Annotated in this window: 13 protein-coding genes; 2 read left to right on the forward strand and 11 right to left on the reverse strand. The window is 40.4% G+C overall.

Annotated elements, in window-relative coordinates:
- Window positions 1-20 precede the first annotated feature (20 nt).
- The 10 genes from ABJK37_RS18865 to rpe form a co-directional block, all read right to left on the reverse strand.
- Window positions 21-722, reverse strand: coding sequence for a hypothetical protein (locus ABJK37_RS18865; protein ID WP_348357131.1), 702 nt, complete (start codon window positions 720-722; stop codon window positions 21-23).
- A gap of 93 nt (window positions 723-815) precedes the next feature.
- A complete protein-coding gene (locus tag ABJK37_RS18870) occupies window positions 816-944 on the reverse strand; it encodes a hypothetical protein (RefSeq protein ID WP_348357133.1) in 129 nt (42 codons plus the stop codon).
- 337 nt (window positions 945-1,281) lie between these two features.
- Window positions 1,282-2,100, reverse strand: a complete 819-nt coding sequence (locus ABJK37_RS18875) for a DUF1338 domain-containing protein (protein ID WP_348357135.1) — start codon at window positions 2,098-2,100, stop codon at window positions 1,282-1,284.
- A 24-nt stretch (window positions 2,101-2,124) separates the two neighbouring features.
- Complete coding sequence (gene astD, locus ABJK37_RS18880; RefSeq protein WP_348357137.1) at window positions 2,125-3,597, reverse strand: succinylglutamate-semialdehyde dehydrogenase; 1,473 nt, start codon at window positions 3,595-3,597, stop codon at window positions 2,125-2,127.
- A gap of 2 nt (window positions 3,598-3,599) precedes the next feature.
- Window positions 3,600-4,634, reverse strand: a complete 1,035-nt coding sequence (astA, locus tag ABJK37_RS18885) for an arginine N-succinyltransferase (protein WP_348357139.1) — start codon at window positions 4,632-4,634, stop codon at window positions 3,600-3,602.
- A 10-nt stretch (window positions 4,635-4,644) separates the two neighbouring features.
- The gene (locus ABJK37_RS18890; RefSeq protein ID WP_348357141.1) at window positions 4,645-5,865 is read right to left on the reverse strand and encodes an aspartate aminotransferase family protein; all 1,221 of its coding nucleotides are present in this window, start codon (window positions 5,863-5,865) and stop codon (window positions 4,645-4,647) included.
- Window positions 5,866-6,122: 257 nt separating this feature from the next.
- On the reverse strand, window positions 6,123-7,286 hold the full coding sequence (locus ABJK37_RS18895) for an HDOD domain-containing protein (protein WP_348357143.1): 1,164 nt from the start codon (window positions 7,284-7,286) through the stop codon (window positions 6,123-6,125).
- Window positions 7,287-7,416: 130 nt separating this feature from the next.
- On the reverse strand, window positions 7,417-8,043 hold the full coding sequence (locus ABJK37_RS18900; protein ID WP_348357145.1) for an aminodeoxychorismate/anthranilate synthase component II: 627 nt from the start codon (window positions 8,041-8,043) through the stop codon (window positions 7,417-7,419).
- A gap of 24 nt (window positions 8,044-8,067) precedes the next feature.
- A complete protein-coding gene (gene trpS, locus ABJK37_RS18905) occupies window positions 8,068-9,072 on the reverse strand; it encodes a tryptophan--tRNA ligase (protein ID WP_348357147.1) in 1,005 nt (334 codons plus the stop codon).
- Window positions 9,073-9,122: 50 nt separating this feature from the next.
- A complete protein-coding gene (gene rpe, locus ABJK37_RS18910; protein WP_348357149.1) occupies window positions 9,123-9,794 on the reverse strand; it encodes a ribulose-phosphate 3-epimerase in 672 nt (223 codons plus the stop codon).
- A gap of 319 nt (window positions 9,795-10,113) precedes the next feature.
- Between rpe and ABJK37_RS18915 the strand changes: the two genes are divergently transcribed.
- A complete protein-coding gene (locus ABJK37_RS18915) occupies window positions 10,114-10,797 on the forward strand; it encodes a TorF family putative porin (RefSeq protein WP_215927013.1) in 684 nt (227 codons plus the stop codon).
- A 194-nt stretch (window positions 10,798-10,991) separates the two neighbouring features.
- Window positions 10,992-11,294 (forward strand): hypothetical protein, encoded by a 303-nt coding sequence (locus ABJK37_RS18920; RefSeq protein WP_348357151.1) that lies wholly within the window; start codon window positions 10,992-10,994, stop codon window positions 11,292-11,294.
- A 24-nt stretch (window positions 11,295-11,318) separates the two neighbouring features.
- On the opposite strand, the gene ABJK37_RS18925 is transcribed toward ABJK37_RS18920, so the two are convergent.
- A complete protein-coding gene (locus tag ABJK37_RS18925; RefSeq protein ID WP_348357153.1) occupies window positions 11,319-12,152 on the reverse strand; it encodes a Dam family site-specific DNA-(adenine-N6)-methyltransferase in 834 nt (277 codons plus the stop codon).
- Between the last annotated feature and the right edge of the window lie 6 nt (window positions 12,153-12,158).

A 12,158-nucleotide genomic window follows, 5' to 3' on the forward strand; every position in this document is an offset into this window, starting at 1 on the left:
AGGGCTATAAGTCGATTAGACTATGAATGCTCTCTTTTAGTGTCTCGGCATAACGTTCTCTGTAATTTTAGGTATTGCATAACTTCTTTTGACGGATTTAACTCGAGATTTTCGTTTTGTCCCATTTTAAGTCTGTCTTTGCGCCATTGAGTAACTAGCTCTTCCAGTTTGTTTTCTAAAGATTCTTGCTTTTCCTTATCGTCAACATAAAAAAGGTTAGCAGGCATGGTTTTCTCTGAACTAGGTTGCATATAATCAACTAATGAGAAATAAGCTAAAAAATTGAGTTCAAGAGTCTGTTTTTCTTTGATACTTTCTGACTGATTTTTTTCATCGATATACGAAAAAGCAAGTTCACTCAATCCTTTCAATTGGTTGTTTAGGGCCGCCTGCATAAGCCAATACCTAGCTTTTTTCATAATATTTTTATCCAAAGGTTTTAGCGTATATACGATGTCGGGCTGATCTTTCGGCCGCAGTCTATCTGCTTGGAAGTTCTCATGAATAGCGTGCCACTTGTAATTAATTCCAAGCGCGAGCATTGCTGTCGAGTCGCCATTTTTTGCGGCTTGTAGCAAGTCAGCTTCTGATGAGTACGCGTATATATTGGCGAGTGTCGCAATGTCTATTCCCCCAGAATCTTCTATCCACTGGTACACAGCTTGTTGATCAACATCAGCGTTTAACTGTTGGTGTGTAGCGCATGATGACGTTTCTAACACGTCGCTTGGAATTGGTTGTGCCTTGATATTTGACTCTGAGTTATGATCAGGAATACTTAAGAGATTGGGATTTTTTGGAATTGTTTTGTATTTTTATTTGTCTATTAGAGACGTTGAAGTGGCTGTTTGTATTTTAGCGGCACTACTTTCAAAGAAATCATGGGGTATTGTCCAGAAAACTAACAATAACAGTACCGCCAACAGTCCAACTAATTTTTTCACTAATACCATTCCGTAATGATAACTGCTCACTCAGCGAGATTCTATAGTGCCTTAATCAAGGCGTTCGAATGAAGGCCTAGTGGTGCTAAGTCGAGTTCGGACAACGCAGAGTAAGGTGCTTTAGAATTCGCCCAAAGGGAATGCCCCAGCCGTTTTCACTCTTTGTTACAGCCATTTGAAAGGGGAATGCCATTCCTGCATGACTGCGCCTCGATTGAAAACGGCTGGGGCATTCTGAGTGGGTAGTTATCAATACGGATTGGTATTTAACATCCTTGTCTTTAAGTTTTTAAAATCTGGCAGGACCTGATTACAAATTCTATTTAATCGATACCTTTTAGGTGTGAGTACTTTCAAATATTTTGTCGGCAGAGGCGGCGACAAAGCCTTGGTACAATTTTCCTGTTGGTGTTTTATAACGTTGCGCAAATTCGTAAAAACAGCTAGGGACCAATTTCTTACCATTGGTGAATTGCACTTCGATTTTGTCAGCCATAATAGAAGATTGCGCCAACAATACCTCTGGACCACCTTTAATTTCACCGCCAGAGTTGTTCAACACAAAGCCGGAATCTTTCAGTAATGTATTGAGTTCTGCCAGAGACTGGAAGTGCCCCATGTGGTTTAAACTCACAGTAAAATGGTTGGCTCTAAATCCCCATGCTGACATCCAAGCAGCGTATTCAGAGTGTGCCACCAGTACATCATATTCTTGGGTACTAATTTGCCAGTGTGTACCTGAATACAAAAAGTTGTCTTGCTGAGCCGCATTTTCCGCGATGTTAGCTGTCATCTTGCGAATGATTTGCTGAACCTCAAGCGGCATTGCTTCAACAATTAGTTCACTGATAAATACTTTAGGTTGAGTATCATCCGGATGTTCGAAATGTTTGGCACGTAACTTTTTTTCTACAAAGTCATATTGCCCTTGTTCTGTGTAACCTAACGCCAAAAAATGTGCTGCAAGCTTTTCTAAATTAATCTTTTCAATATTAAACGTACGTAATGCAATATGGTCATTACCCAACTTAGAGTTTTTACCAGAATGCTCAAATTCATGGCCTTCTAATAAATCGTGTACTCTTTTGGCTGAAGGCGTAATGCTTAAATAATCTTGCCATAAATGGCTAAACAAAGTGTCTATTTGGTTGTGCATGGTGTGAAACTCAGTTCCTATAATTTAAATACTTAAGCCCGGACTCAAGGTTCCAGGCAGCGTAGTTTTTTCCAGTTCAACAGATGCAACTGGGAACGCGCAGTAATCTGCGGCGTAGTAAGCACTTGCTCTATGGTTTCCACTATCACCTATTCCTCCAAAAGGAGCGGCTCCGCTAGCGCCAGTAATAGGCCGATTCCAGTTGACAATGCCCGCTCGAATACGCTGGTAAAAGTGTTGATAGTCTGCCTGTTTATCAGCCAGTAAACCGGCTGATAACCCAAAGCTGGTATTGTTTGCTTCGTCTATGGCTTGGTCAAAATCGTTGTAACGGATCACCTTAAGAAGCGGACCAAAATGTTCTTCATCTGGCATATCTTTAAGAATATTTGTCACTTCAATTATGCCGGGGCTAACAAAGCCCGATTCGGTGTCTAGATGTTTAAGTTCAACGAGAGAGGTTGCGCCGAGCTCAAGTAATTGTTGTTGGGCCAACACCATTAATGATGCAGCGTGTTGCGAAACCATCGCGCCCATAAAAGGCTGTGCTTCTGCGTCATACATGCCTACTTGAATATTTTTGGTCGCTTCGATTAGCTTTTTAAGTATTGCATCACCGGCTTCACTTTGTTGAATAAACAAACGACGAGCGCAAGTACAGCGTTGTCCTGAAGTGACAAAAGCGGATTGGATAATGTCATGTACTACAGCATTAATATCAGCGGCATCTTTAACTATCAGAGGATTATTTCCACCCATTTCCAAGGCGAGTATTTTCCCCGGATGGCCAGCGAACTGCTCATGCAATAATTTGCCTGTGCGAGAGCTACCAGTGAAAAACAAACCGTCTAATCCATTATGTGCAGCAAGCGCTTTTCCAGTTTCTACTTCGCCTTGCACCATATTTAAGACGCCTGCAGGTAAACCGGCTTGTTGCCATAATTCTATGGTTTTTTCAGCAACGACTGGAGTCAGATCGCTTGGTTTAAAAACAATGGTATTACCTGATAGCAATGCGGGGACTATATGCCCGTTTGGTAAATGACCTGGGAAATTATAGGGACCAAATACCGCTACTACACCATGGGGTTTGTGGCGAATAAAAGCTTTGCCTAAAGGCATGGCGTTTTCTACTGTGCCAGTACGTTCATGGTAGGCTTTTTCAGATAACGCAATTTTGCCAATCATCGCGCCTACTTCAGTCGCGGTTTCCCACAGTGGCTTACCGGTTTCTTGTGCAATACTCAAAGCCAGTGCTTGTTTATTTTCTCCGAGTAATTCAGCGAACTTTTTCACATATGCTAAACGTGCATCGAAAGTAAGGTTGCTCCAAGACACAAACGCTGAACGCGCTGCTTCAACAGCTGCGTCGACTTGCTTGGGAGCGGCAGATTTAGCCTGCCATATAATGTTCTTTTTTGCTGGATCGATTGAGCTGATGTTATGACCTTCGCCAGCGTGCCAATGACCATCGATAAAATGTGTATGTTGATTCATATTTATGTCCTGAAATGAGTAGGAGCAAAGCGAATGTCATCGCCGTCACTTACGCCGAGAGCATCTGCGGCTTCTTGGCCAATAATTGCAAGTCCTGTATCCATATTGATATTCAGTAAAGTGCATACTCCGCGGAAATCTTGCACTTTCGTATTGATAACAAAAAAGGACGAATGACTGTCTGTCACTTCATCAGTTACTTTCACTTGCATTTTTCTACTGGCTTGGGCTGTTCGAATATTTTTCAAGTTTGCTTCAACAGTTGGACCTGCATCGAAAATATCCACATAACCTCTACAGCTAAAACCTTCTTGTTCTAGAAGCTGCAATGCCGGTTTGGTTTTTTCATGTACTTGCCCGATTACTGCTTGAGCCTGTTTGCTTAGTAAGCTCACATAAATGGGATACTTAGGCATCAATTCAGCGATGAACTGCTTTTGCCCTATACCTGTTAGATAATCAACAGTAGGAAAGTCCATTGAAAAGAAGTGTTCTTCTAGCCATTGCCAAAAAGGAGATTCGCCATTTTCATCATTAATGCCACGCATTTCTGCGATAATAATGTCTGCGAAACGCTGTTTATGTTCCATCATAAATAAAAAACGGAACTTGGATAGTAGCCTACCATTTAAGCCTTCTCTGGCATTTTGACGCAAAAACAAGGTGCAGATTTCTGATACACCAGTGTAATCGTTACACAATGTTAGGATATCCACATCATTATAAATTTTGAGTTCACGAGATGCATGCACCACTTTGCTTAAGTGATAATGATAAAATGCATCGTCTAAACCCACACCTGCTACTATCCCACTCGTACCTACAACTTCTTGGGAGTCTTGGTCTTCCATGACAAACAGATAACTCTCATCTGAAGGTTCGGTTACTTCTTTTGCAAACGCTTGAACGGATTTGTCTATTTTACTTCTAAGCAATACTTCATTGACTGGCAAAGATGTAAAACCCACCCCAGATTCTTGGGAAATGGCATACAGTGACGAATAATCGTCACTGTGGATCGGGCGAATGATTTTCATTTTCGCATACTCACTTTGAGGAAACGTCAGCGCCAACTACTTTTGCAACAGCACGCTCAAAACGCACTAAGCCTTCTTGAATATCTTCATCTGGGATAATCAGTGATGGAGCAAATCGCACTACATTAGCGCCTGCAATCAAACACATTAATTGTTCATCTGCTGAAGCGACTAAAAATTCTCTGGCTCTACCTGCGAATTTTTCATTTAATGCAGCGCCTAATAATAGTCCTTGGCCACGTATTTCCGAGAAACATTGGTACTTAGCGTTGATTGTTTCTAAGCCTTTTCGGAAAAGTTGTTCTTTTTGTTTTACGCCGTCCAATACTTCTGGAGTGTTAACAATGTCTAACACCTTTTCGGCTACTGCACATGCAAGAGGATTGCCGCCATATGTACTTCCGTGAGTACCTATTTTCAGATGTTTAGCAATGTCTGTTGTTGTTAACATCGCCCCAATTGGGAACCCTCCTCCTAATGCTTTAGCTGTTGTGAGTATATCTGGAATTACCCCAAGGCCCATGTAGGCATACAAATCGCCGGTACGGCCTACACCTGATTGCACTTCATCAAAAATAAGTAGTGCGTTGTGTTTATCACACAGGGCTCGCACCCCTTTAATAAAATCAATATCAGGACTAATTATGCCGCCTTCGCCTTGTAAAGGCTCCATCATAACCGCACAGGTTTTGTCGGATATCAATGCTTCCAAACTTGCTAAGTCATTATAGTCTGCATGCTCAATGGCACCGGGCTTAGGGCCAAAACCGTCTGAATAGGCTGTTTGTCCACCTACCGTTACGGTAAAAAAGGTGCGCCCATGAAAGCCTTGCTTAAAAGATAAAATTTGATCTTTTTGATCACCGCTGTTGTCTAGAGCAAAACGGCGCGCAAGTTTTAAAGCGGCCTCATTGGCTTCTGCGCCTGAATTAGCAAAATATACTTTTTCAGCAAAGGTCGCATCAGTTAACTTTTTAGCTAGGCGAAGTGCAGGCTCGTTAGTCAGCACATTACTTAAATGCCAAAGCTTTTGGCCTTGTTCTGTCAAAGTAGAAACAAGTTGTGGATGGCAATGCCCCAATACATTGACTGCAATGCCTCCTGCAAAGTCTATGTATTCGGTACCTGCTTGATCCCATAAGCGAGAGCCTAATCCTTTCACAGGAATAATTGCTGCTGGATTGTAGTTTGGAACCATTACGTCATTAAACAAGTCGCGAGTTACATTCATACTATTGCCTTTCAAGTGTCATATTTTGGCTTAAAAAAGAGCGATAGTATGGCAGAAGGTTTAGCGCTTGTCTTCAGAGATATTAAATGCAAAGCAGCATTTTTAAAGGGGTTCACCTAGTTTTGCATGATTTGTGAATAACTATCTATTCGAGGATAATGGCATTGTTATTGGTTGTGTCATATGAGGCCAATACTATAAACCGCTATCAGCCTTTTTAATAATTCAAAAGATCTTGCATGAATATGCTTAAAAAATTAATCGTTTCTCATTATTGCATCAAGAGAACGCATATCAGTTATTTTAAGTAACTCAAGTGAGCCTTTAGGCATCCCTATTGTGCGTAAAAAGTCTTTCGACTGTTGTAAGTCAATTAATCTATGTCCCTTTAACATACGATACTGAGCATAGGCTTTGCCCTGTTTTAATACTAATGCCAATGGCGACAACTCTGCGTTAGGTTCATTATGCGCAACTTCAAACATTGCGTTGGCGATAAATACGCGTTGCATTGCCATTTTATTGATTAGATTGGCGCTAACAGTTAGTGCATGTTTGTCGATCAATTGATTAAGGAACGGTCCTGAAGGGGTAATCCTTGTCAATGCTGAGTGTTCTTCATGCTTTTGTGCGAGTTGTGTTTCTTTTAACGCTTCACGGAGCACGTTTTCGAATAACCTAAAATACAATTTCGAGATTACAATTTTGCCCATGGTTTGTAACATGCCAAGGCAAAAAGCATGGTTTTGATTGACTCCCACTATAGATGCTATTTGTTTGCAGGAAATGGCCGTTGCCAAAGCTTCTTCCCAAATGCGTAATTTTATTTGTGGGTAAGGATCGGTTATTTGAGGTAGCGAACGTTTGAAAGCTAGGGATGTGAGTATGATTATTAAATTTTCTAAGCCAAAAAAACTCAGCCCGACTCGCATGGTTTCTACAATTATGGCTTTGCCCTTATTATCAAAACGTCGGTATTTAGGTTGGTTAACAAACCTCATCAAATCATTAAAAAACCAAGGTAATTCACCGGCAAGGGGTTCGATTTTGGAAATGGTTGCTGCCTTAACACCTACTAAGTCGAGTAACTTAGGCAGCGCTGGGTCAATTCCCATGACTTTTGAATAAAGGTGCTCAGTATCTTTTACACTTTCTTCAAGGCGCTTTGCTACTTCGGTATCTACTTGTTCAGATATATTTTCTAGGAAACTAAGATCGGACTTAGTATTGAGATCTTTTTCGCGAATAGCTTGTTTTTCGACACGCAGCAGTGACCGAGCAGTTTTACTTTGTTCAAGTTCAACCACGTTTTGTGCTGGTTTGCCTTCTCCGCTAACGACTTGTTGTGCCGACTTTACGTCTAAAAATAACGCCTCAAAGCGTTGTTTAACTAATTTTTCGGCCTGTGTATCTGTACTCATTAATTGTTGTTTCTTTTGAAAATGCTTTGAATGTAATTGATGAATTTTGGCGGCGAAATATTCCGTATAGCCTCGCCATTAAAATTCACGCGCAATGTTACATTAATACTTTGGAATTTCTACACTGTGACTATAGTGCTTTAGTCGAAGTTTTGCTGTAAATGAAGTTGTTTAGTATGTGATGTCCAAATTCAGTTAATAGAGATTCTGGATGAAATTGTACACCATAGATTGCTAAGGTTTTATGTTCAATCGCCATCACTTCAGCTTGTTTAGATATATGTTCTAACTCAATATTTTCAGTTTCACTATTAAAACACCAAGCTGTTATTTTAAATTCTTCGGGGATGCTAGCAGTTTCTAACACTAGTGAATGGTATCGCGTGGCGGTAAAAGGGTGCTGAATGCCATTAAACAAAACAGACTTCTGGTGTTGGATTTGAGACGTTTTGCCGTGTTTAATTTGTTGCGCGTTAACTAGGTTTGCGCCAAAAGCCAACCCTATTGCTTGATGTCCTAAACACACACCTAAAATTGGGATCTTACCAGCAAAAGTTTTGATGGCTTCGAGGGTTACCCCGGCTGAATGTGGTGTGCCGGGGCCGGGTGAAAATACTAAATATTCTGGCGCTAACGCTGCTATTTGTTGGCAACTAATTTCGTCATTGCGAACCACCAATACCTGTTGTTCTAACTCTTCAAAGTAGCGAGCTAAATTGTGGGTAAAGGAATCATAGTTGTCTATCAACAGCAGCATAGTAGTGCTTAATTACCGCGTAATTTAAGGGCGTTTAACAAAACCTACCGCATCATACGCTTTTGCAAGTGTCACCGCTGCCCGTTGGCTGGCTTTTTCAGAACCCTGACGCATGATTCTGTTTAGTTCGCTTTGATCGTCCCGTAGCGCCTTAAAGTTTTGCTGAATAGGTTCGATTAATGCCACCACAGCGTCTGCAACATCTGACTTTAAGTGACCGTACATTTTATCTTCATAGCCTGGAACTAAGGCCTCAACGGGTGTGTTAGTGGCACATGACAATAAGCTCAATAAATTTGAGACACCAGGCTTTTCAGCCACATCAAAGTATATCCGTGCTTGGTCGTCAGAGTCGGTAACAGCGCGTTTTATCTTTTTGGCTATCTTTTTGGGATCTTCTAAAAGACCGACAAAGTTATTGACGTTGTCATCTGATTTCGACATTTTTTTAGTTGGATCTTGCAAACTCATCACTCGCGCACCAAATTCAGGAATGTACGGATCCGGTATGCTAAATGTTTCGCCATAAACATTATTAAAACGCGTGGCTATATCTCTTGCTAATTCAAGATGTTGTTTTTGGTCATCGCCTACTGGTACTTGATTAGCTTGATATAACAATATATCTGCAGCCATTAATACGGGATACGAAAACAACCCAGCGTTGATGTTTGAGACATTTTTTGCGGACTTGTCCTTAAACTGAGTCATACGATTCAGTTCACCCATTTGTGTATAACAATTCATCAACCAGGCCAATTGCGCATGTTCAGGTACATGGGATTGCATAAAAATAGTACTTTTTGCCGGATCGATTCCACAAGCTATATAAAGAGCCAATCCGTCTAAGCAGGCCTGATGCAAGGCTTTAGGATCTTGTCTTACGGTGATAGCGTGTAAGTCTACCAACATATATAAACAGTCATGGTCATCTTGCATTGCGACCCACTGACGTAGTGCACCCATATAATTGCCAATGGTGAGTTGACCTGAAGGCTGACAGCCGCTGAGTACAATTGGTTTTGTCATGGTAATTGGTTCTACTTATATAGTGTTAAAAAATAGCGTTAAAAGAAAAGCTAATTAGCCAAAGCAAGTTCAGAGCGCATTTGCTCAATCACTAGCTGATAGTCTGCTTGGTCAAAAATGGCAGAACCGGCTACAAACATATCGGCTCCCGCTTCTGCGATGGCGCGAATATTATCGACTTTTACGCCGCCGTCAATTTCTAATCGAATATCAAACCCTGATTGATCAATTAATGCTCGGGTTTGTGATAGTTTTTCTAAAGTCTGTGGAATAAAAGATTGACCTCCAAAACCAGGATTAACAGACATTAATAAAATATGATGTAATTTATGCATGACATGATCTAAATGTTGTAAAGGAGTGGCAGGATTAAATACCAAACCTGGTTTACATCCTGAATCTATAATCAGTTGCAGACTTCTATCCACATGCTGTGATGCTTCCGGATGAAAACTAATATAACTCGCACCGGCGTCGGCAAACTGTTTAATCATGTCATCCACTGGTTGTACCATAAGATGAACGTCGATATCTGCTGTTATGCCATATTGACGTAATGCCTTACACACCAAAGGACCAATAGTTAAATTGGGTACATAATGATTATCCATCACATCAAAATGTACTACATCAGCTCCCGCGGCCAAGACCTTGTCTACCTCTTCACCTAACTTGCTAAAATCAGCGGATAAAATAGAGGGGGTAATCAAATAAGGTTTCATTATTTTCCTTGGCAATAAAAGCCAATACTTTACAGAAAAATCCAAATAGACAAAAGCGCCCTATCTGCACCATTAGTGAAATATTGTTCATTTATGGTGCACTTATCATTTACGAAAAACCCATTAAATACTTTCCATTACTTTATCTTTTTTATAATTAATCAATAAAAACAGCGTGTTAGGACTAGATGTCAGAGGGCATTCTAGTTGCCCGCAATTAGGCATCAGATTTGCGTTATGGAGTTAATAAATAAAAATAATATGACAGAAAGCCAACGTTCATTACTGAAAAATATAAAAATACTAACGGAGTACACACATGAAAACTTTAAAAATTACTTCTATCGCCGCCGCTGTTTTAGCAACATCTAGTTTTAGTCAAGTTGCACTAGCTGACGTCGAGTCTAATTTTGGTGCGACAAGTAACTACTTATGGCGTGGCGTAACCCAAAGTGGAAACGCACCTTCATTATCTGGTGGTTTAGACTACTCAAACGAAAGCGGTTTCTATGCAGGTACATGGATTGGCACAATTGATTGGTCTGATGAAACTTCTGATGACAAAGGTGCAGAAGTTGATTTCTATGCAGGATTTGGTGGGGAAGCAGGTGATTTTGGTTACGATGTTGGTTATATCTATTACTATTATCCAGCAACGGGTTACGAAGACAGTAATTTTGGAGAAATCTACTTAAACGGCAGTTTTGGTGATTTAGGTTTCGGTGTAGCATACACTATTAACAGTGATGCAGATGACGATGTACCTTTTGGTACTGGCGATTTGTACTATAACGTGAGCTACGGTTTTGAATTGAGTAACGATTATACCTTAGGTCTTACTTATGGTTATTATGACTTTGATACACCGAGCATTGATGTTGATTACGGCCACTTCCAACTAGATTTAGGAAAAGGTGATTTTACCTTAACTATCTCAAAAGCAGACAAAGAGTCTGGAAGCGACGATACCAACTTTGCAGTTAGTTGGGGCACGAGTTTCTAGAAGTATTGTAATTGCAGGTTATTACTAAAAGGAGTGTTTAGGCACTCCTTTTTCGTTTTGAGTACTAATTTTTTAGACTAGGTTATTGTAACAAGCGATGAATGACCTAACTATTCAGATAAAGCACAGTTGTTGATAATTTCATCACAGGTATAATGTCAGCAAATATTTCAACGCGGATCGCGGATAACACTGTGAATAAGTATTCAAAATCGTTATTTACCCTAACTGGAGTGACCTTAACGGGTTTAGCCGTTGTTGCTATATTGAATTTTTCTCAGCTTTCTTTAAATGATAGAAGTGCGTTTTGTGGAAGCCTAGAAAATGCTGTCTTAGATCATGAGCTACCTGTTAGCCATCCCATAAATAGATGTGCAAATGACCAACAACAAGGTGTAAGTTGGTCTGAGTGGTTCACTGGGCGTTCAAGTTCGTATCAGTTTCATTTCATCGATTTACTCGAGTTATTATCACGTATCGGAAATAACGAAGCCTAAGCTTTAATACATGCTTTATTACAGTTATTTAGTTTGATACAGCGCTAATAGTTCTGCCACCTTTAATCTAGTACTTCCATTTTGACTAATAAAACGACTTACCTGAAGTTGTGTCATGTCAGCGCCCTGATAAATGTCCCTAGTAAACTCAGTATCATGATTACTTAGCAATACGGGAATGTTGCGCGCGTGACCTGTGCGGCGCGCCAAAGACGCGAGTTTTAGTTGGTTGTCTAGGGTAAAACCACCCTTAGCATAACTATTAAACATAGCGGTTTTGCTGATGGGGGCATAAGGAGGATCACAATATATGACTGAGCCTTTTCTGGCTCTAGCGAACACTTTTTCAAAAGACTCGCAGGTAAAGGTGGCAAGTTGAGATTTTTCAGCAAAGTACCAGAGTTCTTTTTCTGGAAAGTAAGGGGCCTTGTATCTACCAAAAGGTACATTGAATTTACCGCTATTGTTATAACGGCACAACCCGTTGTAGCCATGTCTGTTTAAATAAAGGAAGTATATGGCGCGTTCGTAGATATCGTCACTATCATTAAATTTTTGCCTCATCAAATAATAGCGTTTTTCTTCGTTAAAGATTGGTGTAAAAAACTTGGCGCTGTCTGTGATGTAATCAGAAGAGCGATTTTTTACGATATTATACAAATTGATCAAATCAGGATTAATATCGTTGAGTAGGTACTTAGAATAATTGGTATTGAGAAATACCGAACCCGCTCCCACAAATGGTTCAATGAGCTTTTTTGCCGCCGGAAGTTTAGCGTTTATATCTTCGATTAGGCTGTATTTGCCACCTGCCCACTTCAAAAAGGCTCTGTTTTTTTTATCTTTTGTTACTGCCAATTTTTT

This window comes from Paraglaciecola sp., from assembly GCF_039964565.1.
In the GTDB taxonomy this organism is placed as follows: Bacteria; Pseudomonadota; Gammaproteobacteria; order Enterobacterales; family Alteromonadaceae; genus Paraglaciecola.

What these genes read in the sequence shown, in the direction of transcription:
- astA (WP_348357139.1), bottom strand. Translation starts at nt 4,634, where the DNA reads ATGAAAATCATTCGCCCGATCCACAGTGACGATTATTCGTCACTGTAT.
- ABJK37_RS18890 (WP_348357141.1), bottom strand. Translation starts at nt 5,865, where the DNA reads ATGAATGTAACTCGCGACTTGTTTAATGACGTAATGGTTCCAAACTAC.
- ABJK37_RS18915 (WP_215927013.1), top strand. Translation starts at nt 10,114, where the DNA reads ATGAAAACTTTAAAAATTACTTCTATCGCCGCCGCTGTTTTAGCAACA.
- ABJK37_RS18895 (WP_348357143.1), bottom strand. Translation starts at nt 7,286, where the DNA reads ATGAGTACAGATACACAGGCCGAAAAATTAGTTAAACAACGCTTTGAG.
- trpS (WP_348357147.1), bottom strand. Translation starts at nt 9,072, where the DNA reads ATGACAAAACCAATTGTACTCAGCGGCTGTCAGCCTTCAGGTCAACTC.
- rpe (WP_348357149.1), bottom strand. Translation starts at nt 9,794, where the DNA reads ATGAAACCTTATTTGATTACCCCCTCTATTTTATCCGCTGATTTTAGC.
- astD (WP_348357137.1), bottom strand. Translation starts at nt 3,597, where the DNA reads ATGAATCAACATACACATTTTATCGATGGTCATTGGCACGCTGGCGAA.
- ABJK37_RS18900 (WP_348357145.1), bottom strand. Translation starts at nt 8,043, where the DNA reads ATGCTGCTGTTGATAGACAACTATGATTCCTTTACCCACAATTTAGCT.
- ABJK37_RS18875 (WP_348357135.1), bottom strand. Translation starts at nt 2,100, where the DNA reads ATGCACAACCAAATAGACACTTTGTTTAGCCATTTATGGCAAGATTAT.